This is a genomic window from Simiduia aestuariiviva (assembly GCF_014192475.1).
GTDB lineage: Bacteria > Pseudomonadota > Gammaproteobacteria > Pseudomonadales > Cellvibrionaceae > Simiduia > Simiduia aestuariiviva.
Map to the genome: position 1 here is coordinate 601,912 of NZ_JACHXZ010000003.1, position 23,447 is coordinate 625,358.

The 23,447-nt window shown below is 51.3% G+C and carries 26 protein-coding genes; 4 read left to right on the plus strand and 22 right to left on the minus strand.

Annotated features, from left to right (window positions below):
• Positions 1 to 2 precede the first annotated feature (2 nt).
• Entirely contained in the window at positions 3 to 299 is a 297-nt protein-coding gene (locus FHS30_RS12500) for a hypothetical protein (RefSeq protein WP_183910811.1), read from the minus strand.
• Between the two features lie 50 nt (positions 300 to 349).
• Positions 350 to 793, minus strand: coding sequence for a hypothetical protein (locus tag FHS30_RS12505; protein ID WP_183910812.1), 444 nt, complete (start codon positions 791 to 793; stop codon positions 350 to 352).
• A 309-nt stretch (positions 794 to 1,102) separates the two neighbouring features.
• On the opposite strand from FHS30_RS12505, the gene FHS30_RS12510 reads away from it, so the two are divergent.
• Positions 1,103 to 1,990 (plus strand): CPBP family intramembrane glutamic endopeptidase, encoded by an 888-nt coding sequence (locus FHS30_RS12510; RefSeq protein WP_183910813.1) that lies wholly within the window; start codon positions 1,103 to 1,105, stop codon positions 1,988 to 1,990.
• Between the two features lie 226 nt (positions 1,991 to 2,216).
• Positions 2,217 to 3,206, plus strand: a complete 990-nt coding sequence (locus FHS30_RS12515; RefSeq protein ID WP_183910814.1) for a transposase — start codon at positions 2,217 to 2,219, stop codon at positions 3,204 to 3,206.
• 250 nt (positions 3,207 to 3,456) lie between these two features.
• Here the strand turns inward: FHS30_RS12515 and FHS30_RS12520 are convergent, their stop codons facing one another.
• From FHS30_RS12520 to FHS30_RS12610, 19 genes are all read right to left on the minus strand, one after another.
• On the minus strand, positions 3,457 to 3,981 hold the full coding sequence (locus FHS30_RS12520) for a hypothetical protein (RefSeq protein ID WP_183910815.1): 525 nt from the start codon (positions 3,979 to 3,981) through the stop codon (positions 3,457 to 3,459).
• Between the two features lie 351 nt (positions 3,982 to 4,332).
• Entirely contained in the window at positions 4,333 to 4,737 is a 405-nt protein-coding gene (locus FHS30_RS12525) for a Rieske (2Fe-2S) protein (protein WP_183910816.1), read from the minus strand.
• 231 nt (positions 4,738 to 4,968) lie between these two features.
• Positions 4,969 to 5,721 carry an SDR family oxidoreductase gene (locus FHS30_RS12530; protein ID WP_183910817.1) on the minus strand — a complete coding sequence of 251 codons (753 nt, stop codon included), beginning with the start codon at positions 5,719 to 5,721 and terminating at the stop codon, positions 4,969 to 4,971.
• A 61-nt stretch (positions 5,722 to 5,782) separates the two neighbouring features.
• Entirely contained in the window at positions 5,783 to 6,577 is a 795-nt protein-coding gene (locus FHS30_RS12535; protein ID WP_183910818.1) for a hypothetical protein, read from the minus strand.
• 527 nt (positions 6,578 to 7,104) lie between these two features.
• On the minus strand, positions 7,105 to 7,419 hold the full coding sequence (locus tag FHS30_RS12540) for a hypothetical protein (RefSeq protein ID WP_183910819.1): 315 nt from the start codon (positions 7,417 to 7,419) through the stop codon (positions 7,105 to 7,107).
• 102 nt (positions 7,420 to 7,521) lie between these two features.
• Positions 7,522 to 8,019, minus strand: a complete 498-nt coding sequence (locus FHS30_RS12545) for a hypothetical protein (protein WP_183910820.1) — start codon at positions 8,017 to 8,019, stop codon at positions 7,522 to 7,524.
• A 74-nt stretch (positions 8,020 to 8,093) separates the two neighbouring features.
• Positions 8,094 to 8,498, minus strand: coding sequence for a hypothetical protein (locus tag FHS30_RS12550; protein ID WP_183910821.1), 405 nt, complete (start codon positions 8,496 to 8,498; stop codon positions 8,094 to 8,096).
• A 357-nt stretch (positions 8,499 to 8,855) separates the two neighbouring features.
• Positions 8,856 to 9,452: a Yip1 family protein gene (locus tag FHS30_RS12555; RefSeq protein ID WP_183910822.1), complete on the minus strand. Its 597-nt coding sequence runs from the start codon at positions 9,450 to 9,452 to the stop codon at positions 8,856 to 8,858.
• A gap of 301 nt (positions 9,453 to 9,753) precedes the next feature.
• A complete protein-coding gene (locus FHS30_RS12560; protein WP_246341299.1) occupies positions 9,754 to 10,476 on the minus strand; it encodes a sulfite exporter TauE/SafE family protein in 723 nt (240 codons plus the stop codon).
• Positions 10,476 to 10,745, minus strand: a complete 270-nt coding sequence (gene ccoS / locus FHS30_RS12565) for a cbb3-type cytochrome oxidase assembly protein CcoS (RefSeq protein ID WP_183910823.1) — start codon at positions 10,743 to 10,745, stop codon at positions 10,476 to 10,478. Before ccoS ends, FHS30_RS12560 begins: the two co-directional genes overlap by 1 nt.
• Positions 10,746 to 10,747: 2 nt before the next feature.
• Positions 10,748 to 13,195 (minus strand): heavy metal translocating P-type ATPase, encoded by a 2,448-nt coding sequence (locus tag FHS30_RS12570; RefSeq protein ID WP_183910824.1) that lies wholly within the window; start codon positions 13,193 to 13,195, stop codon positions 10,748 to 10,750.
• Positions 13,196 to 13,198: 3 nt separating this feature from the next.
• Positions 13,199 to 13,732, minus strand: coding sequence for a FixH family protein (locus FHS30_RS12575; RefSeq protein WP_183910825.1), 534 nt, complete (start codon positions 13,730 to 13,732; stop codon positions 13,199 to 13,201).
• The gene (gene ccoG, locus FHS30_RS12580; protein ID WP_183910826.1) at positions 13,729 to 15,162 is read right to left on the minus strand and encodes a cytochrome c oxidase accessory protein CcoG; all 1,434 of its coding nucleotides are present in this window, start codon (positions 15,160 to 15,162) and stop codon (positions 13,729 to 13,731) included. Before ccoG ends, FHS30_RS12575 begins: the two co-directional genes overlap by 4 nt.
• A gap of 70 nt (positions 15,163 to 15,232) precedes the next feature.
• Complete coding sequence (gene ccoP, locus FHS30_RS12585; RefSeq protein ID WP_183910827.1) at positions 15,233 to 16,138, minus strand: cytochrome-c oxidase, cbb3-type subunit III; 906 nt, start codon at positions 16,136 to 16,138, stop codon at positions 15,233 to 15,235.
• Positions 16,139 to 16,140: 2 nt separating this feature from the next.
• Positions 16,141 to 16,335: a cbb3-type cytochrome oxidase subunit 3 gene (locus FHS30_RS12590; RefSeq protein WP_183910828.1), complete on the minus strand. Its 195-nt coding sequence runs from the start codon at positions 16,333 to 16,335 to the stop codon at positions 16,141 to 16,143.
• A 2-nt stretch (positions 16,336 to 16,337) separates the two neighbouring features.
• Positions 16,338 to 16,949 (minus strand): cytochrome-c oxidase, cbb3-type subunit II, encoded by a 612-nt coding sequence (gene ccoO / locus FHS30_RS12595; protein ID WP_183910829.1) that lies wholly within the window; start codon positions 16,947 to 16,949, stop codon positions 16,338 to 16,340.
• Between the two features lie 10 nt (positions 16,950 to 16,959).
• Positions 16,960 to 18,405 (minus strand): cytochrome-c oxidase, cbb3-type subunit I, encoded by a 1,446-nt coding sequence (gene ccoN / locus FHS30_RS12600; RefSeq protein ID WP_183910830.1) that lies wholly within the window; start codon positions 18,403 to 18,405, stop codon positions 16,960 to 16,962.
• Positions 18,406 to 18,592: 187 nt separating this feature from the next.
• A complete protein-coding gene (locus tag FHS30_RS12605) occupies positions 18,593 to 19,813 on the minus strand; it encodes an argininosuccinate synthase (protein ID WP_183910831.1) in 1,221 nt (406 codons plus the stop codon).
• 187 nt (positions 19,814 to 20,000) lie between these two features.
• On the minus strand, positions 20,001 to 20,903 hold the full coding sequence (locus tag FHS30_RS12610; protein WP_183910832.1) for a flagellar protein MotY: 903 nt from the start codon (positions 20,901 to 20,903) through the stop codon (positions 20,001 to 20,003).
• Positions 20,904 to 21,048: 145 nt separating this feature from the next.
• On the opposite strand from FHS30_RS12610, the gene pyrC reads away from it, so the two are divergent.
• Positions 21,049 to 22,089, plus strand: a complete 1,041-nt coding sequence (pyrC, locus tag FHS30_RS12615; RefSeq protein WP_183910833.1) for a dihydroorotase — start codon at positions 21,049 to 21,051, stop codon at positions 22,087 to 22,089.
• A gap of 12 nt (positions 22,090 to 22,101) precedes the next feature.
• Entirely contained in the window at positions 22,102 to 22,752 is a 651-nt protein-coding gene (gene rnt, locus FHS30_RS12620; protein ID WP_183910834.1) for a ribonuclease T, read from the plus strand.
• 65 nt (positions 22,753 to 22,817) lie between these two features.
• On the opposite strand, the gene FHS30_RS12625 is transcribed toward rnt, so the two are convergent.
• A complete protein-coding gene (locus FHS30_RS12625) occupies positions 22,818 to 23,270 on the minus strand; it encodes an EF-hand domain-containing protein (protein ID WP_183910835.1) in 453 nt (150 codons plus the stop codon).
• Between the last annotated feature and the right edge of the window lie 177 nt (positions 23,271 to 23,447).

Sequence of the window (23,447 nt, forward strand, 5' to 3'; positions counted from 1 at the left end):
AATTAAACGCTCATAATAAGCGTTAAACTGACTAGCCCCGCGGTGAAACTCATAAGTGAACCGAAGCCACTTGCCCATATACGCGGCTGCGGTGAGGGGAAAATCCAATAGACTAAGCCTAACAAAGGATAGAGCAGCAATAAATTTACCGGTAACACAACCAATACCCAACTGCCAAACACCAACAATGTAAAAGCGGCTAATCCTTCATCTACCAATACCAATGCTGAACCGATGGCAGCACCAGCCAAGCCGAAAAGCAAAAAGCCGCGAGGGTCGAGCAACGTAGTTATATTCATGGCGCCCCAAAAAAACAGAAAAATAAAAAGATAAAAAAATAGCGACAGCACTACTGCCAAAATTTCCACCAGGGCTTTGGCGACGTCTGCGGGAGAACCTTGCCCAGAGGCAAACTGTTATCAAACCCACGGGGAATACCATCACTGTCGAGTTTATCGATCTTCCATGCATCGAGATTATCGTGCTCGAAAAGAATCTTGAAATTTAAGTGCGAGTCAACAATCAACAACGCGACGCAAAACGCTTTACCTTCTACTTCAAGCAAACTGTGCAGCGTTAAGAAATCCGACCTCATGTCGTCCATCAAATGTTCGTGCTTAAACACATCGAAAAGCCTCACCTCACCATCAGCAATGAAAGAGCCAGACGTACCGTAGTTATTACCGCCGTGATGAAACCGTATAAACGCTCTATCCCACCTATAGGCGTGCTCGCCCATTTCCCTCACTAACCTTTGCGCGAGCTTAATCACAATTTCAGACTCATCGCTCATAAATCAACCCTGTAGTAGTTGGTAAACCAATCTGCGGAACAAGGCGAATTAGTGCTCGGCTAGCGCAGCCGCTCATACAAAACACAGCATCAGAAGCTCAAACCTAACATGCAGATCAACTCAAAATAGCTGCACATCGAGCCCAATCTACACAATTAACGCGCCTTCGGCTACGCGCACGGCAATGTTCAACCTAACGTTTCTTAGACTCAGGTAATCGCGATGCGCTGCCAAGGCTGTAAGTACTGTGATTAAAATATCCCAACGGCCGGGGTACACAGCCGATGAAATTATTGGGGAATCAACTGCATGAAGAAATTATTCATAAATCAACACGAAAAAATTCGCAATGGCTGGTGGATCGCTCTATTCATCGGCTTAATTGTTGCCACTCAACCACTCTACCGCTGGATAACCACCAACCTGCGCGCCCTGCATACGCCAGAACTCATGGTGGATATCGTTTCCCCATTATTGCTGCTCTTGGTGACCTTCACCTGCGTTCGACTTTACAAGCAGAATCTCTCCGACGCGGGGCTATCGGGTACTGGTCGCTGGTGGCTACAACTTGGAGCTGGCACGGCAATTGGCGGGCTTTGGCTACTGGCCGTGGCGCTGCCGCTGTGGTTAATAGGCGGCGTTAGCTTTTCTATAAACGACCAAGCGAGCGCCAGCATCCTATTCGTCGGACTTTACAGTTTTCTATTAGGTGCGCTACTAGAAGAATTGCTACACCGGGGCTTTATTTTCCAACGTCTGATCGATGGCCTAGGATTTACCCTTGCCCAGGTGTTAATGGCGCTAGTCTTTGCCTTTGGCCATTTAGACAACCCCGAAATGGATGGGCTGACCATGGTAATTGCAAGTCTCGACTTAGCACTGGCCTCACTCATTTTGGGCTTTGCTTATTACCGCACCAAAAGCCTCGCACTACCCCTTGGGCTGCACCTGGGCTGGAATTGGGTGCAGGGCACGGTCATGGGCTTCAATGTGAGCGGCCACGATCAACCAAGCCTATTACAGGCACACCTAGGCGATTTACCCACTTGGATTAGCGGCGGTGCGTTTGGATTAGAGGGCGGCATCCTCTCGCTAACCTCTAGTGTCATCGTGCTGGCGTTACTCTGGCGCTGGCAGGGCACTTCACAGCAACAAAAAATTTCAGATCACAGCGACAATCTTTTGCAGTCAGCATAAACAGCAAAAGTATCAGCAACGAGGGTTCCCGCTATTAGAATTTTTATAAAGCGGAACCCTCTTCCTTCTCAATAGGGACATCCATCGTAATTAATTATCTTCTCAATAGGGACATCCATCGTAATTAATTATTATTAATTCAAAAAAATAAAATCCATACTAATAGACCGTGGGCGACACGCAGCTTGTTCGCTATAAATGCACTTCAACAAGCCGGAGATCACGGATGACTAAGCCGCGCAAGCAACTAATAGATGCAACCACAACACCCTATTACCATATCGTCTCGCGTTGTGTGCGCAGAAGCTTTCTATGCGGCATAGACTCTCAAGGCAATAACTTTGAACACAGGCGACAATGGATAGAAGACAAAATTCTCGCCCTGCCGCAGATCTTTGCAATTCATGTGTGCGCCTATGCAGTCATGTCCAATCACTACCACCTAGTTCTGGAGATTGATGCCGCGCAATCTGATGCGTGGACAACAGAAGAAGTGATTCAACGCTGGCATATGCTTTTCAAAGGAAACCTATTTAGTCAACGCCACATCAAAGGAGAATCACTAACACAGGCCGAACGCGAGGCACTGGATACCTGTGTGGACCTGTGGCGCAACCGACTTGCGGATATCAGCTGGTTTATGCGCCAGATAAATGAAGCTATAGCGCGTGAGGCAAATCATGAGGATCAATGCACCGGCCGTTTCTGGGAAGGCCGTTTCAAATCCCAAGCACTGCTAGATGAAAAAGCGTTAGCCGCGTGCATGGCCTATGTAGACTTAAACCCCATCAGAGCGAAAATGGCAAAGACGCCGGAGCAGTCAGACTACACAAGCGCTAAGCAACGCACTACAAAAGCCAAACGCGCCCACAGCCCCAATCATCACCAGCAACAGCCAAAATCACTCAGACCCTTTGTGGGAAACCCCAGGCAGGATATGCCCGCCGGATTACCTTTTCGATTAACTGATTATCTGGAACTTCTGGATTGGACTGGTAAGCAAATACGCGCAAACAAACGTGGTGCTATCGACGCAGAACTACCTCCAACTTTGGAGCGGCTCAACATAGATCCTAAGCATTGGATCTATAGTGCTACACAGTTTGAAAGTCGGTTTAAGGGATTAGTTGGCGGGGTCTATAAGCTGAAGCAAGCATGTCATAAATTGGGGTATCAGCGAATCCCGGGGCTCAGTAATTGCCGATTGCTTAGCTGAAGCGAACACAATCTCAATTCGATTTTGTACCAACCGTTCACGGGGCTTCGTGACGTCCTGAAATTACCCTTTTAGAATTTCAAATTCCTTTGCATGGCCAAAACAGCTGTTTACTGATGTGGATGCAAGCCACTCGCCTATTTCTTAAGTCATCTGTAGATTGATTTTTAAACGTGGCTGTACTTTCTATTTTGACCTCGACTTAATTCGTCAGTGGTCGTAAAACACGGTTCAAATGTGAGCGATATCCTTATAAGTTTGTTTTAATTTCCAATTCACTGTTTACTTTCAAGAAAGCAGCCATCAATTCATCAATCTTATCTTCTCTTATATTGAGGTGGACATGCGAGTACCAGTATGTTGGCAATAATAAGGATACATGGAGGGTACCTTCTGGCTCCGTAGCCCCCTTGCATAAGGGCATCCAGGATTTACTAATGACGACTGTAGAAATTTCATCAAAGCGAAATTCACTAACCTTTGAAGCTAAAGTACAAGAAACATTACCACCTCCACAGCCGTAATTTACGACTTTTTTGTAAAAAATAACTTCATCGGTCAGATCAATAAAGCTTTCACCTTCCCAAACGGAAAGGTTGCCTATCCCTCCACATAGTCCGAGAGATTTATCATTTTTTCTTAAATTTTCTTGAATGATACTTAGCGCCCGTTCAATTGACATAGTTTCAAGAGAGTCGCGTTCTGTTTTAGGTAAAATGTAGTGTGTTGAACAAGAACAAAGAAATAGAGAGAGTGTGATTAAGAGGTATTTCATTCTAATGAGCGTTCATTATTGTAATTTTGTAATTTTTATACCTAAGTTAAATGTTACGTATCTTACTGTCAAGCCAATCGGTATAATCAAGAAAGAACTTCAACTAGGCTTGAAAGTAATAGCTAGGCATTATTGCAATATAGACACCTGCTATTAAATCAATCAATAAAGTCAAAATATAGCGGTGTTTCATTTTTTAGCGACTTACCGTCTCAACCGATGTCTTTTTCTCAGAGCAATCCTCAACCTCAAAAGGGACATCCATCGTAAGCACTTCTCACTCTTCTCAATAGGGACATCCATCGTAAGTACTCTATTACGATCGAAGGCGGACCAAATAGTTACAGTAAATTAATCAGGCACTGAACTATCGACACGCCCAATAATGATCTCACCTGTGCTTTGATCATATTGATACTCCAGCAACACCATATCTGGGTGACTGGCTACGCGGCTGGTAATCTCAGGATGCAATGCCGAATCCAGTGCTCGTCCCGCGTAATCAAATAGCAAACCAAAACAAGCATCTAAAAATCCGCCCGACCAGCCTCCAGGGATTGGCGGTAACTCCTCTACCGTACAACCCAAATGCGGACTTACCTGCGACAGAATAAAAACATTGCTGCCGTCAGCGTTAATGTGCTGTCCATTAATCGCGAGGTGATTCATCGCCGCCAACTGTTTCATTCGATCTGTACTGGCCTTACTCAATAAAATAGGCTTCGCGCGATATTTCATTAATAGAAAACCATCCACGGGGATGTCTTCAAGCTTAACAGTTAACGGGTGTACCAATTTCTCAATGACCACCATATTTGGCGAAACGTTGACAAAAAACCCTGAATACCGTCAACCCAAAACGCCGACCAAAAGTGCACTGATGCAAAAAATTAGCGATGTGATTTTTACGAACATAATTGATCGCTCTCCAACTAGGACTTATAACCTTGGCTGTCCGTTTTACTCGTTTTGGTCAGCTTATGTGTTTTATAATCCACCTGCTGGATCTATGAAGCTACCTGTTACAAATGAAGATTTTTCAGTCGCCAACCAAAGAATTGCCTCAGCAACTTCTTTAGGCTTTCCACCTCTTTGCATAGGTATTTTAGATTTTAACCTTTCTACACGATCTGGCTCACCGCCCGAGGCATGCATTTCTGTATATATGAACCCAGGACGCACTGCGTTTACTCTGATTCCTTCTGCCGCCACCTCTAAAGCCAAGCCGCGAGTTAGTGTATCTATTGCACCCTTAGAAGCTGCATAATCGGTGTATTCATTTGGTGAACCAGTTTTAGATGCGCCAGAGGATACATTTACAATAACACCGCCTGAACCACCGTATTTTATGGACATGCGCTTAACTGCTTCTTTACTACATAGAAAGCAGCTCATAACATTTACTCTGAGAACCTCACTAAATCGCTGTTCAGACATTTCATCTAGACGACATTGATTCTTCAAGATGCCGACATTGTTAACCAAAACAGATACGCATCCTAATTCATGGTCAACTGTTTCAAACAGCCTAATCACCTCACTGGAAACAGAAACATCAGCTTTGACGCTTATACAGGTGCCACCGCTTTCCAATATTTCGTTTTTAAGCTTTTCAACTGCCGCATCATTTGAAAGATAATTGATGCAAACCGAATATCCTTTCTCAGCTAATAGCTTTGCGGTCTCTGCACCTATGCCTCTACTCGCGCCAGTAACTATTGCAACCTTATTAATTGACATTTAATTTCCTTGCCTAACGCCTGATTAATTTGCGCCGCCAAGCGTCTAACTTAGCCATTTGTTAGGCTAATTTTTTAGCCCCATGTAAGTTACATGCGTCATCATGTTTTTTTATTGCTTGCTCTTGAGAAAAATCGGAACCCAGTGTCTTAACTAGTTTAACCACGCTGAAGTTCTGAGATTCACGTGAATATGATTTATCCCACACCTCATAATCTTGTGTAGTGCAATCTAGTGGACTTTTAATTTTTATAGTTTGGTGCTTCATACGATAAGGCTTTGGAGTTAGCCTTGCCCTATAACAATTTTGTTTCTTGGAAAGGTCTATATACAACCAATCTACGCCCAAACCCCTCATCAACTTAGTATAACCTTGTGAAGAAGGATCTATATACTTCTTCCCAATAACTCTAATTCCTTTTTGTGTTTCATAGATTCTGAAGTCCGTACCCAACACCGAGGTCTTTTTTATATTCTGCTCAAATTTAGCAACGATACGATCCTTCTTGGAAAGTTTTCTAATGGGCCTAAAGAAATCGAAAAAACTAACAGGATAGTCATCTAAATCCAAAATCGTGTACGCCGATGTATTTAGCACCTTCGCGCCATACCTACATACAGTTACAACATTTGCGTCGTCGAGCACTTCGCTCACATGCTCTTTTATCGCGACTTGATAAGAATCTCTAGATTCACCAGCCGCAATTCTTTCTTCAATCTTTTTTGCTCTATTTGTAGCTTCTCTACGCGCATCCTCTACTGAGACATTCGATCCGGCTAGAACAGATATTTCCTCTTCATGATCCGCAATTTTTATAATAAATCTATCTTTAACCCAAAATTTAAAATATTTCATAAATATCTAATTTTTGCCTTATAGCCTAACGCCCGTGACAGCCGAGAGCGCTAGCTAGACAGCTGGTTGCGTTTGTTAAAGTGCGACACTGGCTCTTGCTACGAAGTGCTTTGCGGAGCGACAGAGATGCCACACTTGATTAATTTTACCCGCAACAATTCCATACTTGATGGCTGCTGGGAGTTTTTTCATTTTCTTTTTATACGAAAAGAAAACGAACCAAAAGAAACGTACCCCGGCTACGCGCCCTATCGGGTTCGTTCGCTCCAGTCGAATTTTAGGGGTCGCGAAAACAGGCTCCTGCCTGATCGTCGCTCAATTGGGCGTCCTGCCCAATTGCGCCCTAAAATCCGACTTCCGCTCACCGCTGCGCAAGGGGCCCCAAGAACGGAACTTCGTAGCAAAGTACGCACAATATTTCTAGCGATGCACTAAAAAGCAGAGCACATTAACGCCGCTATAAAAGGCGCGCGTTAGCGCGTCCAGTGGAGGCCGTTTTTTGGCCGGAACGATTTTTGATAGCTTTGTTAAATGTTTTTCTCATACCAGCCATCAGTTAACATTGCCTTAAAGCTACTGTACCAGCCAGCATCCATACCAAAGTAATCATCATTGGTAAATATAAGACCCCAAGGGTAACCGCCTGCGCCATGGCCGTCGATACAAAAGGCAGCCCCAACATTACGCTCACCAAAGTTAGCGAATTCCCAAGCCGGAAACTCTTCGTCGTTTCCATACTCCCATTTAAGAACCTTTGTCTTTAATGGGGTTAATATAGAAACTGCATATGCCTTCAACCCTGGCTCCATTGCCTCAATTTCTTTATCGATAAGAGACTGCATTTCTTCTTCGGATGGCTATTTATTCATGATGACATTTAACGCCGCAAGCAACCGGCCGAAACGTGAACGAAGTGAGCGATTTGGGTCGGCTGCCTTGCTTTGTTATGGAGTGACTTCAAAACCATTTCCCCTAGACAGCACATTGAGCAATAAGTGAGCAGACCTCTTAAAATATTTTGCCTTATGCACCAAGTCTTGATCTACGTAGTTTGGCGACATAGCCTCGTATTTTTCCGCTTGTGATAAATAAACATCAACAGATTGAATAAATTCTTTTGGACAACAATCGTAAATCAGATGAGCTAAATCCTCTGTACCATCAGATCCGAGTTTAGCAAAAGAAATGACACCCCATATAAACTCGATCTGCTGCTCCTTCGATAGCTTGTATATATTTTCATCGTATTCCTTTTGAATCATACCGGGGAGGTAAGAGTGCGCGAATGTAGGACTCTCAACTTTATAGCGAGTTGCTTGATTTTGATATGCGAGTAGCCGGCCAAGAGAGCTATATACCAACTCATCGCCTTGTTCCGCAAAACAGTTGGATACGGAAATAGCGAACATTAGAAGAGTCAGTATTACGGGATTTCTTATCATCTAAGCTCCATAACGCCTAAAACAGCCGCGCGCGCATTTTGCGCGTCGGCTTGCTTTTATTTGTTAGGAGTGGATTACGATCCATACGTTTCTATAGCGCGTTGCTTTGCTTTCTCCAAAGCTTTTGCGCCACCACTGTTTTCTATTCCCTTACCCACTTTATTTAAGCGGGCTTTTGCCTGATCAGAGTATTTATTGCCGATCTTATCCGCAACATAGCACCATGCATATGCATGCTCTAAATCCAGAATTTCCTTCTCGATAGAGAGTGCAACACACAATCCGAATGGAGCGTATTCGTATTTTTTATCTGCTGCGATTAGCATGTACCGCAATCCCATTTGAGGATTGAATTCGTTTAAATGTGGCTTCAGAAGATTTGTACCATTAATAAAGTACTCCTCTGGCGACATATCCTCTTCGGCCAATGAAAACGAAGAGAAAACAAAATAAATTAAGATTATATGGACTATTTTCACTTTCACTCCTAACAGTTTATTCATAAGACACGGAGCGTATATTTTTTCAGCGTCAAAAGACGTCAAAAAAGTTAAACTATTGATTTAATTTAACTTTTACACTTTCCTCCTTGGCACATAGATTTTCTTTTTCAGAAAACTAGTACTTGGCTGGCAATATATTTCCGCGAGTATTTTTCGAAATATACCCCATAAGCTATTAATTTACATAGTAATTACGCGTTTCTCAGCCAATTTACTACACATCAAAAATAAGACCAAGCAACTGAAAAATGCCCTACATAAAAGATGCAACGGCTAAAACCCACCCCAATAAAAAAGGCGCCATCGGCGCCTTAAATACATCCACATCAATCCCTACACAAACACCGGTGGCGACACCATATTCCAATACAGCATCAAACCGGTTGCCATGCTAGCGATGACAATCATGGACATACCCACCACCGAGGCGGCGAAGACGTGGCCGCGCTCTTCGGGCAAATCGAACATGATGGGCAGGCCTGTGTAAAGCAGGTGGACCGCATAGGCCACAGCGGCCACGACGAACAACACATTGACCCACAATTGTGGATACATGCCCGCCACGCCTGCGATAAAAATCGGTGTGGCAATAAAGCTTGCCATCACAAAGCCTTTTAAAGGATCAACCTTGACGTCGTAGGTTTTCGACATCCAATGAATGAAGTAGCCAATGGTGGCAACGGCAATCAGCAGCGAAAAGTAAAATGCGCCCACGAGTGACAGTGCGCTGTGCTCGGCCAAGTAGGTGACGCCACCGGCGGCGGCTTGCCAACCAAATTCGGTGGTGCCCACATACCAAGCGATCGCGGGTAGCAGTGCCAGCACGATGGCGTAGGGGGCGTTGCGCTTGAAGGTGGTTTCAGACATATCGCGTAATGCTTGCCATTGCTGACGGGGGTGGATCAGCAATCCAACGGCGTGGTTGAACATGGTGACGTCCTAGCGGTTTTACGGTTTATTGTTATTGTTCGCGCGCCTTTCGTTCGCACAACGGCGCTGCGCTTAAGGCCCTTTCAACGGGGCAGCCGCAAAATATGGGCCGCCTCAATTTTGGGCAGCAAGAAGGTTCTTACAAGCGCGGGAGAAGGTCAAGAATCTGTTATAAAAACCAGCAAGCTGGCTATTTTTTGTTTCTTTTTTGCAGCTGTGCGGTAGCTGGGTGTTTCTATGCTACCCAGTTACCCGCACAGGGCACACAGCGCTGAATACGCTGATTAAAAAGTAACCAGCGTTAATGGTGGTGGTGATGCGCCGCGTCGGCTGGCGGATTGGCACCTCTCTCAGGGTGCGCGCCGTGCCCGGCATGCTGTAGGGCAAACCACATTGTCCACACCCCAAACCCTATGAGCAGCACGCCCATGAATTGGCGCAGCGCGCGGCGTGCTAGCCATTGCTTCATTTGGGTGGCCAGCGCTCCCGACACCAACAGCGCGGGTAAGGTGCCCATGCCAAAGGCTGCCATGATTGCCGCACCCGCCGGCGCGCTACCTTGGCTGGCCGCAAAGGCCAGCGCGGTGTACACCAAACCGCAGGGCAGAAAGCCCCACACCATGCCCAATGGCAGCGCTTGCCAGTGGTGATTGAGTGGCAACAGTCGATTGCCGAGCGGTGCAAGGTAGCGCCACCAAGTTGCGCCCGCCCGCTCCAGCCATACCAAGGCTCGCCACCAGTCGGCCAAATACAAGCCCATAAGCACCAACAGCACGCCCGCCACTACGCGCAACCAAGGGCCGACAATCTGCTCAAAAGCAAACCCCAAACCACCGGCCACGGCGCCCAATAGGCTGTAGCTGGCAATTCGGCCCACATTGTAAAGTGCCAACCGCAGCCAGCGCTGATCGCCACCGGCCAACGACAGGGCGCCGACTATACCGCCGCACATGCCTAGGCAATGACCGGCGCCCAAAAGGCCGGCCACAAAAACGGAAAACAATGCGAGCGAAAATTCCAACATTATCGTTTTTCCCTGTCGGTCAATTCTGCGGCGGCTGGCACTGTTTCTGACCCAGCTTCGGAACGGGTTTCGGCCTGCTTTTCTGACATCGCCTCAGGACGTGAATCGGTTGTAGGGCGCAGCGACTCGGCGTCGTCATCAAACAAAATGCGACTGCCCTCCGTATTTAAATCATCGTACTGACCGTTTTTAACCGCCCAAAATAATAATTTAATCGCCAAGCCAATCAAGATCAGCGCCACCGGCACCAGTAAAAATAAAATTTCCATGCTTAACGCTGCTCCGACGTGTGCATTGCGCGGCCAGGCGAGCTCAACACAGGCGCCTTTAGACGCAGGGCGTTGACCACTACTGCCAACGAACTGAGGCTCATACCCGCAGCCGCCAGATAAGGTGGCACCCAGCCCAGTGCGGCGAAGGGAAGTGCTACGAGATTGTAGAGCAAGGCCCAACGCAAATTTTGCCGAATGGTTTGCCGACACGCCTGCGCCACTGAAAAACTGGTGAGCAATGTCTGCAGTCGACCATTGGTGAGCAACCCATCGGCACGCGCTTGCGCGAGATCGGTGGCGCCCGCCATGGCCACGGAGACATTTGCTGCGGCCAATACCGGCACGTCGTTAATGCCATCGCCCACCATTAATACGCAATGCCCTTGCGCTTGCAAGGCTTGCACGCGCGCCAACTTGTCCTGCGGCAACAGCCCACCTGCGGCCTCATCAATGCCCACGGCAGTCGCGATGTTGTGCGCGCGCGCAACCACGTCGCCCGACAATAACAACACGCGCACGCCCCGCTGACGAAGTGCAGCCACGCACTCGCGGGCATCGTCGCGCAATGGATCGGCCAAGGCTAACCACGCCAGGGGTTGTCGTTCATCGCCCAGCAGCAGCCAGCGCTGCGTATCGTCCGGAGGCGCAAGCGCATACCAATCGGTAAATAATTCTGCACGCCCAAAGCGCAGCGCCCGCCCCTGCCAATCACCCGATACACCCAAACTTTGATGTTGCACGTGATTCACCACGGCGAGGCTTTGCTCGCTATTCATCGCACACCATTTTTCAGGTAACCGCTCAAAGGCGCGCGCCACGGGGTGATGACTGCCTTGCTCAAGGTGGCCCGCAAGGGTGGCGCACTGGGCTTCGTTGAGCGTGGACGTGAGCGGCCGCACGTCGATTAATTGGCTGCGGCCCTGTGTGAGGGTGCCGGTTTTATCGAACACCACGGTATCGACATTGGCCAGCGTTTCTAAAAAATGCCCGCGCGTGACCAACAGCCCCGCTTCGCGCAACACCATGTGCGCGCGGGTTAGCGCCACCGGTGTGGCCAGTGACAAGGCGCAGGGGCAGGTCACCACCAACACCGAGAGCGTAATCCAAAATGCTTGGGCGGGTTCGTACCACCACCAAAAACCGCCCACCAAGGCCGCCACAATTAATAAACGCCCCACAAAAAAGCGCGCCAATTTATCGGCGGCACTGACCTGCTGGGGTTTTTCTGCATCGGCGCGCGCCACCAATTGCTCAATGGCCGACAACTGCGTATCAGCGCCCACTGCCTCGGCCAGTAGCCAGACTTGGCTATCCACATTCACACTGCCGGCGATGACGCGATCGCCCACGGTTTTCGCAACGGCCTCTGATTCCCCGGTGAGCAAGGCTTCATCCACACGGGTGGCACCCGCCAGCAGCACGCCGTCACAGGGCAAAATTTCTCCAGCCAAAACTTTAACGTGATCGCCGCACCTGAGTTGCTTAAGGGGCACCACTTCTTCGCGCTCATCATCCACTCGTCGGCGCGCCGTGAGCGGCATGCGCAATGCCACCTGGGCCAGACTGTTGGCATTTTTGTGGCGCAGCTGTTGTTCGAGAAAGCGCCCCAACAACAGAAAAAAAGTGAACATGGACACCGATTCAAAATACACGTCGCCGGTGTTGCTTACCGTGGCCCACACACTGGCGAGGTAAGCGCCGCCAATGGCGATGGCCACGGGCACATCCATGACCAGATGCTTCATTTTGATGCTGCGATAGGCCGCATGGAAAAACGGCTGCGCTGCAAACAACACCACGGGCGTTGCCACCACCAAACTGACCCAGCGAAAAAAATGTTGCCACACGCCGTCGAAGTCTTGCAGCGCACCGGCATACAAGGCGAAGGCCACCATCATCACTTGCATCATGCCAAAGCCCGCAACCCCCAAGCGCATGAGCAGGCGATTGCGCGCTTGCTGCCAGTGCGCGCGCTGATTGTCATCACTGGCGGGCACCGGCGCATAGCCAATGCGGCCAAGCTCTTCCATCAAACGAGACAGTGCAATGCGCTCGCTGTCGAACACCAATTGCGCGCGGTGAGTGCTCGCATTGACGGCGATTTTCTTGACGCCCTCAAAACGCTGTAAGTGTCGCTCAATGAGCCACACACATGCCGCACAACTAATGCCGTCTAACAGCACGTGCGCGTGGCGCTCAGCGGCGGGGCCAGTCACAAAATCGGCTTGTAATTCAGGCACATCAAACACGCTGAAGTCGATGGGATTGCTATCGGGTGTGACGTTGGGGGTTTCGCGGTAGCGATAAAACTGCTGTAAGCCACCGGCCACGATGGCTTGCGCCACGGCGGCGCAGCCTGGGCAGCACATGGGCTGCGCCTGCCCGTCAATAGTCACCGTAATGGGCGCACCCACAATCGGTAGCTGACAGTGGAAGCAGTGCGACATGACTTACTGCAACGGCGGCTGCGGCCGCAATAGAACTTGCTGCGCGTCGGAAAAATTTACCTGGCCTTTTAATCGCCAAGGCGCCAGGGCGCGGTCCGCCGCCGACCCACCGGGAAATAGTTGCAGGTAGCGCATATACTCAACGCGGCGCTCTAAATCTGCACGGTAGTTGCCCTGCCCCGTTGATTGAAACACCAATACCTGATCGAGATCCGCTTCCGTGGGATGTTGTACCAACAACACCAGTGACGCAGCCGTGGTATCGCCCTGCAGCGATAAAAATGCCTCGCCGGTTTCGAGATCAAATTGTATATCGGCCTGCACACTGAGCGTGCGGGCTAACGTATCTTGTTCGAGCCGCTCGTTGTACATGCGGCCCTCGCGATAGTAGTTATCGATTACTACATCGTCAGACCAGCGCACGGCGATGGTAATTAACACCGCCATTACCAACACGATTACAATCAACGGGGTTAACAAAAACCACGCCCAGCCCTGCCGATACCAGGGCGTGTTATCTAAATCATTGCGGGTCATGGGGTTACCTTAGGAGTTGGACCGATGAACGTGGCCTCGACGGTCGTCTGCAATTCTGGATTAGTGTCGCTCGCTATGCGGAAAGTGAAAAGGGCCTTAGTGGTGTTCAAATCCACCTTTGGAATAGTCACTCGAACGGGAAAGCTGACGATTTCACCCTGCTCAATTAACATGGGCCGATAACCCGCCAACGTAAACGGCAATTCACCTTCGAGCGTAATGTGATACACCTGCGCCTGTGGATCTAAATTCAATACCTTAAGGGTGTAGACGTTTTGAATCTCGTCACCCACCACGCGGTACATATTGGCTCCGCGGTCGCGCTGCACGTCAACTTTCACGGGTACGCGATTGCCAATGGCATAGGCAAAGGCGCCAATCATAATAATCATGGCCGCGGCATAGCCAAGCAGGCGCGGACGAAATACGTTGGTCTTGCCCGTGCTAATGGCGTCTTCGGTGGTGAACCGAATCAAACCGCGATCGTAGCCCATTTTATCCATGACACTGTTGCAGGCATCTACGCACAAACCGCAATCGATGCACTCTAGCTGCAGGCCATCGCGAATATCGATATCCACAGGGCACACCTGCACACACCACGAACAATCGATGCAGTCGCCCAAACCCTGAGACTTATAGTCCTCATCCGGTTTGCGCGCGCCGCGATTTTCACCGCGCTTGTAATCGTAAAAAACCGTGAGCGTGTCTTCGTCGTACATCACCGACTGAAAGCGCGCGTAGGGGCACATGTATTTACACACCTGCTCGCGCATATAGCCGGCATTCATGTAAGTGGCGGCTGCAAAAAATGCCACCCAAAAAGTCGCCACCGGCTCGGCAGTGAAGGTTGCCAACCCCTGAATTAATTCGCGAATGGGCGTGAAGTAACCGATGAAGGTCAAACCCGTGATGAACGCAATGGTGACCCACATGGCGTGCTTGCCGAATTTGCGGGCAAATTTTTGCGGGCTCATGGGCGCTTGATCTAATTTGATTCGCTTGTTGCGATCGCCCTCAAAAAAGTGCTCGGCCCAAATGAACATCATGGTCCACACCGTTTGCGGGCAGGTAAAGCCACACCACACGCGGCCCACCAAGACGGTTACCGTAAACAATGAAAACGCCGCAATAATTAATAGCCACGACAACAACATGGCATCCTGCGGGCCAAAGGTAAGCCACAGTATGTGGAATTGTCGCGTCGCCAAATCGAATAACATGGCCGGGCGACCATCGATTACAAACCAAGGCATCAACAAAAACCCCGCCATGAGGGGCAGGCCGGTGTAGCGCCTTAGCTTTTGAAAAAAGCCGGTGATCTTCCGGGTATAGATTCGACCGGAAGCTTCGTAGACATCAACGTAGCGAATTTTTTCTTCTTGTTGTTCCGCGCACTGTGATTGATCTTTCTGTTCTTGATCAGTCATGCGAACAAACTCGTTAAAACTGCGGGTGTGGCGGCCACAGAAAAGGGCAGCCTAGGCTGCCCTGCAGGGGTTATTTGGCCTCGGAATCCAGCGACAAGCTGTACACGTAAGCCGCCAACAGATGGATCTTATCGGCGCGCAGCTTATCTTTTTGTGCCGGCATTTCATTGGCGCGCCCTTCGCGAATTGAGTGGCGAATACCTTTGCGTGAGCCGTCGTAGAGCCAAATGTTATCCGTCAAATTGGGTGCACCGAAGGCATAATTACCGGTGCCATCGGCTTGGTGACAGCTCGCACAGTTAGCGGCAAAAACCTGCGCACCGGCCTTGGCCATTGCGGCGTCGTGCTCTTGGCCCGACAAGCTCAGCACATACTCTGCCGAATTTTGCACCGCGGTTTCACCCAGCATTGCACCCCATGCGGGCATGGCACCTTTGCGTCCATGCACCAAGGTTTCTTTAATTTTCTCTGGCGTGCCACCGTAGAGCCAATCTTTATCAATGAGACTCGGGAAACCATAGCTGCCGCCGCCGTCTGCACCGTGACAGATTGCGCAGTTGTTCGAAAATAGACGACCGCCCATTTTCATGGCGCGCGGCTCGTTCACCAATTCTTCAATCGACATATCTTCATACTTGCCGAAGGTGTCCACGTATTTGGCTTGGGCTTTCTGTTGCTCGCCGGCCAGTTGCTTGTGTGACGTCCAGCCCAAGACGCCTTCCCAGGCGCCGAGACCGGGGTAGGCAATTAAATAGGCCGCGGTAAAAAATAACGTCGCCACAAACAGTTGGAACCACCATTTGGGCAGCGGGTTGTCGTATTCCTCAATGCCATCGTAGACGTGGCCGGTGGTGCGGTTTTCTGGATCGTCTTCATCGCTCACCGCCACTTTGCGGTTGGCAAACAGCACCCAAGTGACCAACACCAAACACGCCAGTGTCAGCAAAGTAATCCAAAGGCTCCAAAAAGTACTCATAGTCAGTCCTGCCTCTCTTCATCATTATCTGGATGAAGTTGTTGTGTTGGCTTGTTCTGCGGCTCATCGGCAAAGGGCAGATTGGCCGCCTCTTCGAAACGCTGTTTGCGCTTGGGCGAAAACGCCCACCAGCAGACCCCGATAAATGCCAGGGCCACAAACACCGTTCCGAGCGAACGTAGATCGTTAATATCCATACTTAGCGCTTCTGCTGCACAAGTGTGCCGAGCTGCTGCAAATACGCCACCAGTGCATCGATTTCAGGCGTGCCCTTTACTGCCGCTTCTGCGCCTGCGATATCTTCATCGGTATAGGGGACGCCGACGCTGCGCAGTGCGCGCATTTTTGCGGCGGTGTCTTCACCGGTGAGTGTATTGTCAAACAACCACGGGAAGGCGGGCATATTCGATTGTGGCACCACATTGCGCGGGTTGTATAAATGCGCTTTCTGCCAGGCATCGGAATAGCGTTGGCCCACGCGCGCCAAGTCGGGACCCGTGCGCTTGGAACCCCACAGGAAGGGGTGCTCATACACGGATTCACCGGCGAGTGAATAGTGGCCGTAGCGCTCTACTTCCGCCCGCAGTGGCCGCACCATTTGGGTGTGGCATACGTGGCAGCCCTCGCGGATATAAATGTCGCGGCCTTCCAACTCCAGCGCGGGCAGCGGTTTCAAACCCGCCACCGGCTCGGTGGTTTCTTTTAAGAAAAATTGCGGCACGAGTTCAACCAAGGTACCGAAGCTAATGGCCACGATGGTCAGCACGGCCATCAGGCCAATGTTCTTTTCGACGATGTCATGATTTTTCATTATCTACTCCTCAAGCTGCCTGAATCGTGGTGACTTCAGCCTGCTCTTCTTCGGCGTCGTCGGTCGCGGTGCGGTAGGCGTTGTAAGCCATCAACAGCATGCCTAATAGGAAGAAGGCACCGCCCATAAAGCGCACGAAGTAACCGGGGTAGCTGGCCGTAACGGATTCCACAAAGCTGTAGGTTAAGGTGCCGTCGGCGTTAAAGGCACGCCACATCAAGCCCTGCATGATGCCGTTTACCCACATGGCGGCGATGTACAACACTGTGCCGATGGTCGCCAACCAAAAGTGGGTGTTGATCAGCTTCACGCTGTACATTTCTTTTTTGTTAAACAACACCGGCAACAGGTGATAGATCGCACCAATAGAAATCATTGCCACCCAACCTAAGGCACCCGAGTGCACATGGCCAATGGTCCAGTCTGTGTTGTGAGACAGCGCGTTCACTGTCTTAATGGCCATCATCGGCCCTTCGAACGTAGACATGCCGTAGAACGACAGCGATACCACTAAAAAGCGCAGGGTCGGGTCGGTGCGCAATTTATGCCAAGCGCCAGACAGCGTCATGATTCCGTTAATCATGCCACCCCAGCTTGGTGCCAGCAGCACCAGCGACATCACCATGCCCAAGCTTTGAGCCCAATCGGGAAGTGCGGAATAGTGCAGGTGGTGCGCGCCGGCCCAAATGTACAGCGAGATCAAGGCCCAGAAATGCACGATCGATAATTGGTAGGAGTAGACCGGGCGGCCCGCTTGCTTGGGCACGAAGTAATACATCATGCCCAAAAAGCCTGCGGTCAAAAAGAAGCCCACGGCGTTGTGGCCGTACCACCACTGCACCATGGCATCCATGGCGCCGGCGTATGCCGAATAGGATTTGAACATGGACACGGGCACGGCGGCTGAGTTGACTACGTGCAACACCGCCACTACTAAAATAAATCCACCGTAGAACCAGTTGGCCACATAGATGTGCTCAACTTTGCGTTTCACGATAGTGCCGAAGAAAACCATGGCGTAGGCGATCCACACCAAGGTAATCAAGATATCGATGGGCCATTCCAGCTCAGCGTATTCTTTGGTTGTAGTCAGTCCCAACGGCAAGGTAATGGCGGCCGATACGATCACTGCCTGCCAACCCCAAAACGAAAAAGGTATCAGCCAGCCGCCCCAGAGTTTGGCCTGACAGGTGCGCTGCACGACGTAGTAAGAGGTGGCAAACAGTGCACAACCACCAAACGCGAAAATAACCGTGTTGGTGTGCAGAGGACGCAGACGCCCGAAATGCGTAAACGGTTGAATCAAATCGTTCAGTTCTGGCCACCTTAGCTGCGCTGCAAGCAGCACGCCTATAGCCATACCGACGATACCCCAGACGATGGTCATAACGGCGAATTGACGCACGACCTTATAGTTATAGGCTGGATGTTCTCCAGCAGCTGAGTGACTACTCATAGTGAAGTTCCCAAAGTTCTCAGAGCTAAAATAAAAATCTGTTAGCCTCTGCAGCGGTCACGCGCCCATGGGGTGACCGTATGCAACGCTCGCAATGTTGGAGCCGCCCCGCTCGGGCAGCCCCACAACAATCTGAAAAACCGTAAAATCCTCCAAGTCTAGGACAGACTGAGGATTTTGGTTGCTTTTAGCGCAACTTCCGGCCTTTACCCGCAGCAATTCGCATGCGAAGTGCATTCAGCTTAATAAAGCCTTCTGCATCTTGTTGGTTATAGGCTCCAGCGTCGTCTTCGAAGGTGGCGATCTTATCGTCAAACAAGCTGTCGTCTGAACGACGACCGGCGATGCTGACGTTGCCTTTGTAGAGTTTTACCCGAACCTCACCGTTAACCACTTGCTGAGATTCGTCGATGGCGGTTTGCAGCATTTGACGCTCCGGGCTCCACCAGTAGCCGTTGTAAATCATTTCTGCGTAGCGTGGCATCATCGCATCTTTCAAATGGGCCACTTCGCGGTCCAGCGTGAGCGACTCAATGGCGCGGTGCGCCTTCAACAAGATGGTACCGCCGGGGGTTTCGTAACAGCCGCGCGACTTCATGCCCACGTAGCGGTTTTCCACGATATCCAAGCGACCGATGCCATTGGCGCCACCCACTTTATTGAGGTGTTCTAATACCGTAGCGGGGCTCATGTCGACGCCGTCGATGGCCACCACGTCGCCTTGTTTGTAGGTCAGTGTGACGTAAGTGGGGGTATCGGGGGCCGCCTCAGGTGATACCGACCAGCGCCACATGCCCTCTTCCGCCTCCTGCCACGGATCTTCCAAGATGCCGCCCTCGTAAGAAATGTGCAGCAAGTTAGCGTCCATCGAATAGGGCGATTTGGTTTTTTGCTTGGCGTAGTCCACGGGAATATTGTGTTGTTCACAATAGGTCATGAGCTTTTCGCGGGAGTTCAAATCCCACTCGCGCCAGGGCGCGATCACTTTGATGCCGGGCTTCAATGCGTAGGCGCCCAATTCGAAGCGCACCTGATCATTGCCTTTACCGGTGGCGCCATGGGAGATGGCATCGGCGCCAGTTTCGTTGGCGATCTCGACCAATCGCTTGGCGATCAGTGGGCGGGCAATGGAGGTGCCCAGCAGGTATTCGCCCTCGTAAATGGTGTTGGCGCGAAACATGGGGAAGACGTAATCGCGCACAAATTCTTCGCGCAAATCTTCAATATAGATTTCTTTAATGCCCATCGCTTTGGCTTTGGCGCGCGCGGGCTCGACTTCTTCACCTTGACCAAGGTCGGCGGTGAAGGTCACCACTTCGCAGTTGTAGGTTTCTTGTAACCACTTGGCAATTACAGAGGTATCAAGGCCGCCCGAGTATGCGAGCACTACCTTTTTTAACGACGCCATAGTTTTCTCCATTCACCTGCAGGGCGGGCGTCGCGCGCAATAAAAGCGCGCGCAACGTGAAAAGTCGGGCGCGAATTGTAATGGGTTTACCGCAAGATTCACAGAGCTTGCGCGGGTCAGATACCGGCTTTTTAGGGGTAAGGGCCGAAACTTTTGGGGTAGGCCCTAATATCGGCCCGCACATTGTTTACGGGTTGGCCGCCAGATCGGGAACCTCAATGCGATCTACGCGCACTGTCACCCGCCGATTTTGCGCGCGCCCTTTGCGCGATTCATTGCTGGTCACTGGATAGCGCTCGCCGTGCCAGCGCACCGTCAGCTTGTCTTCAGGAATGCCCTGACTGATTAAAAACTGTTGCACGGACTCTGCCCGCCGCTTGGACAATGCTAAGTTATCTTCGCGCAAGCCCTTACTGTCGGTGTGGCCATCAATAAACAAATGACTTACTTTGGGGTCCGCCAAGGTGTAAATAGCAATGTGTCGCAACTTGCGCTTTTCAGCGCCGGGGAAATCGTCGCCCGAGGAGGGAAAATACACCGAGGTGCGGGCAATTTGGTCGTAGTTGACCGGCAATAAGCCAGCCAAGCATTTTAGGTACTGCTGATAAGCGGCCTGAAAATTGATGGGCGACAGGGCAATGCGCGACGACTCTTGGGCGCCATACCAGGGGTAGCGGGTCACCACCAGCTCCCGGCCGGCGTGCAGCTCGGTGAGGGCGCGGTTGGACAACCGGCTGTCGAGCCGCACCGGCTGAAGGCCCTGCGTCACCGGCACCAAACCCAAGTCGATATTGCTCATTTTCGGACGCCAGACGGGTGCGCGGGCGGTCAGACGCGCCTTGCCGCTCTTTAACCGCGGCGTGTCCGAGCGCAACTGCATGGCCAATTGTTCGCCGGCGCGGTGGTAAAATCCCGCCTCGCCGTAAAAGGGCACGGTTTGGCGCAGTTCACAGGCAAAAATTGAACTACTGACAGTCCAGATGCTTTGATCCATGGGCGGCGTGTACTCCGTGGCCGCGGCGGTTCCCGCCATCGACAGCGCCGCGCACAGACTGAGTAGCCTCTGTCGCCAAGTGCTCTGCACTGCCATAAATATCACCTCACCGCGTTGAATACCTGTCTACCATTGGGGTTATCGGCCCTTGCGCGCCGCGCTTGAGTCGAATTTAACGGCAATTTTAGGTAGGATGCGCGCCATCTGCCGCCCGCACACCGCACACCTGACAGGAAGCCCCATGACTCAACGACTCACCCTCACGCGCCCCGATGACTGGCACATTCACCTACGCGACGGCGATCAGCTACAGGCCACCGTGCCCGACGCAGCGCGCTATTTTGGCCGGGCCATCGTCATGCCCAACCTGGTGCCTCCGGTGATGAATGCCACCCAGGCCCTTGCGTATCGAGATCGCATCCTGAGTCACCGCCCTGCCGGCAGCCAGTTTGAGCCGCTGATGGTGCTCTACCTCACCGACAGCACCAGCACCGCTGATATCGAAGCCGCACGCGCCGCCGGCGTGGTCGCCGCCAAGCTCTACCCCGCTGGCGCCACCACCAATTCGGACTCTGGCGTAACTAGTATCGACAAAATTTACCCGGTGCTCGAAGCCATGGAAAAGGCCGGCATGTTGCTGTTGGTGCACGGCGAGGTGACCGATAACCACATCGATATCTTTGATCGTGAAAAAGTCTTTATCGACCGCACACTGACGCCCCTGCGCGCGAAACTGCCGGGCTTGAAGATTGTGATGGAGCACATCACCACCGCCGATGCCGCCCAATTTGTGTCCGAAAGCTCCGATTTAACCGCCGCCACCATCACCGCGCACCACCTGCTGTACAACCGCAACCACATGTTGGCGGGCGGTATACGGCCGCACTATTACTGCCTCCCCATACTCAAGCGCAATGTGCACCAAGACGCCCTCATCGCCGCGGCCACCAGCGGCAATCCCCGCTTCTTTTTAGGCACAGATTCCGCACCGCACGCGCGTGAGAAAAAAGAGGCCGCCTGTGGCTGCGCTGGCGCCTACACGGCCTATGCCGCCATCGAACTCTATGCCGAGGCCTTCGAAGCTGCCGGCGCGCTGGACAAGCTCGAAGGCTTTGCCAGCCACTTTGGGCCAGACTTTTACGGCTTGGCGCGCAATGCTGATACCATTACGCTCATCAAGTCACCCTGGCAGGCACCCGATAGCCTAGCCATGAACGGCAGTGAGTTGATTCCTCTGCGCGCGGGCGAAACCCTGCAATGGCGCGTAGCACCCTCTGAATAAGGCGACCAATTTGTGAACCCGGCTGAACCCATCAACGCCCCTAAGTCTTTGTTAGCTCAGCGTTTTCGCGGCTTTTTGCCCGTTGTGGTCGACGTGGAAACGGGCGGCTTTAACGCCGCCACCGACGCCCTGCTGGAAATCGCAGCGGTGACGCTGCGCATGGACGACGACGGCATTTTGCACCGCGATCAAACCTTCGATTTTCACGTAGATCCTTTCGAAGGCGCCAATGTGGAGCAGTCGGCACTGGATTTTACCGGCATCGACATCGACAACCGAGACGCCCTACCCGAGGAAATCGCCATACCGGATTTGTTTAAATCCATTCGGCGCGCCGTCAAAGACCACGGCTGCACCCGCGCGGTGGTGGTGGGCCACAACGCCCATTTTGATCTGGGCTTTGTCAACGCCGCCGCCAATCGCTGTGACGCCAAGCGCAACCCCTTCCACCCGTTTTCCTGCTTCGATACCGCCACCCTGTCCGGTCTCGCCTACGGCCACACGGTGCTGGCCAAGACCTGCCAAATTGCCGGTATCGAATTTTCCAATAGCGCCGCGCACTCAGCCGCCTATGATGCGGAGAAGACCGCCGATTTATTTTGTATGATCGTCAATCGCTGGAAGGAACTGGGGGGCTGGCAAGGCTTGCCCGTAGAAGTTTAGGCATTGCCAACAGCCATAAAAAAAGCGCGGTAAACCGCGCTTTTTTTATGGCTGGGCGCAGCCGCTTAATCGTCTGCGGCTAGACGCAAACACACCCAATAGAAACAGTGGGTTTCAAAACCCTCATCGGTGCTCGGGGTGATCTCGCGAGAATCCAACATACCGTCGCCATTGGCATCGATACTGGAGAATTGGCCTAGAAAGGTGCTGTATTCCGCCTCGGTCACTTCGCCGTCTTTATCTTGATCGAGTTTGTTAAAGCGGGCCTTGAGCAATAGGGTGCGACGCGCGGCGTCGATCTGCTCGTATTCGTCAAAGCTGACACCGCCGGAGACGTTGAGATCCATCAACCGAAAGATATCCAGCTTCTTGGCGCTGATCTCTTCCTGAGAAATGCGGGTGTCACCGTTGAGGTCGTATTTCGCCAGTAGCCAGCTTTGGCTATCGGCATCGCTGGTTTGGGCTTGGGCCATAGCCACACAGCCTACACACAGTAGGGAAATCAATATCTGTTTCATAACAACCGCCATTCTAGTGTTTATTGTCGGGCGATCCGTCGCTGTTGGCGTTGAGCCAATCCGAGACTCAATTAAACCAATGAGCCGGTCACCATACCGAATAACCGGTCACAAAACAGTACTGACTATAGATGGATTTGAAATATAAACGAAAGTACCAATAACAAAATGCCCCAT

Coding starts and splice junctions, on each gene's coding strand:
- ccoS (WP_183910823.1), bottom strand. CDS start 10,745: ATGGAAATTTTATTTTTACTGGTGCCGGTGGCGCTGATCTTGATTGGC.
- FHS30_RS12560 (WP_246341299.1), bottom strand. CDS start 10,476: ATGTTGGAATTTTCGCTCGCATTGTTTTCCGTTTTTGTGGCCGGCCTT.
- FHS30_RS12520 (WP_183910815.1), bottom strand. CDS start 3,981: ATGAAATACCTCTTAATCACACTCTCTCTATTTCTTTGTTCTTGTTCA.
- FHS30_RS12505 (WP_183910812.1), bottom strand. CDS start 793: ATGAGCGATGAGTCTGAAATTGTGATTAAGCTCGCGCAAAGGTTAGTG.
- FHS30_RS12510 (WP_183910813.1), top strand. CDS start 1,103: ATGAAGAAATTATTCATAAATCAACACGAAAAAATTCGCAATGGCTGG.
- ccoO (WP_183910829.1), bottom strand. CDS start 16,949: ATGAAAAATCATGACATCGTCGAAAAGAACATTGGCCTGATGGCCGTG.
- FHS30_RS12610 (WP_183910832.1), bottom strand. CDS start 20,903: ATGGCAGTGCAGAGCACTTGGCGACAGAGGCTACTCAGTCTGTGCGCG.
- ccoP (WP_183910827.1), bottom strand. CDS start 16,138: ATGAGTACTTTTTGGAGCCTTTGGATTACTTTGCTGACACTGGCGTGT.
- FHS30_RS12575 (WP_183910825.1), bottom strand. CDS start 13,732: ATGACCCGCAATGATTTAGATAACACGCCCTGGTATCGGCAGGGCTGG.
- FHS30_RS12535 (WP_183910818.1), bottom strand. CDS start 6,577: ATGAAATATTTTAAATTTTGGGTTAAAGATAGATTTATTATAAAAATT.
- ccoG (WP_183910826.1), bottom strand. CDS start 15,162: ATGACTGATCAAGAACAGAAAGATCAATCACAGTGCGCGGAACAACAA.
- FHS30_RS12625 (WP_183910835.1), bottom strand. CDS start 23,270: ATGAAACAGATATTGATTTCCCTACTGTGTGTAGGCTGTGTGGCTATG.
- FHS30_RS12555 (WP_183910822.1), bottom strand. CDS start 9,452: ATGTTCAACCACGCCGTTGGATTGCTGATCCACCCCCGTCAGCAATGG.
- FHS30_RS12500 (WP_183910811.1), bottom strand. CDS start 299: ATGAATATAACTACGTTGCTCGACCCTCGCGGCTTTTTGCTTTTCGGC.
- FHS30_RS12545 (WP_183910820.1), bottom strand. CDS start 8,019: ATGATAAGAAATCCCGTAATACTGACTCTTCTAATGTTCGCTATTTCC.
- ccoN (WP_183910830.1), bottom strand. CDS start 18,405: ATGAGTAGTCACTCAGCTGCTGGAGAACATCCAGCCTATAACTATAAG.
- FHS30_RS12590 (WP_183910828.1), bottom strand. CDS start 16,335: ATGGATATTAACGATCTACGTTCGCTCGGAACGGTGTTTGTGGCCCTG.
- pyrC (WP_183910833.1), top strand. CDS start 21,049: ATGACTCAACGACTCACCCTCACGCGCCCCGATGACTGGCACATTCAC.
- FHS30_RS12540 (WP_183910819.1), bottom strand. CDS start 7,419: ATGCAGTCTCTTATCGATAAAGAAATTGAGGCAATGGAGCCAGGGTTG.
- FHS30_RS12605 (WP_183910831.1), bottom strand. CDS start 19,813: ATGGCGTCGTTAAAAAAGGTAGTGCTCGCATACTCGGGCGGCCTTGAT.
- FHS30_RS12515 (WP_183910814.1), top strand. CDS start 2,217: ATGACTAAGCCGCGCAAGCAACTAATAGATGCAACCACAACACCCTAT.
- FHS30_RS12530 (WP_183910817.1), bottom strand. CDS start 5,721: ATGTCAATTAATAAGGTTGCAATAGTTACTGGCGCGAGTAGAGGCATA.
- FHS30_RS12570 (WP_183910824.1), bottom strand. CDS start 13,195: ATGTCGCACTGCTTCCACTGTCAGCTACCGATTGTGGGTGCGCCCATT.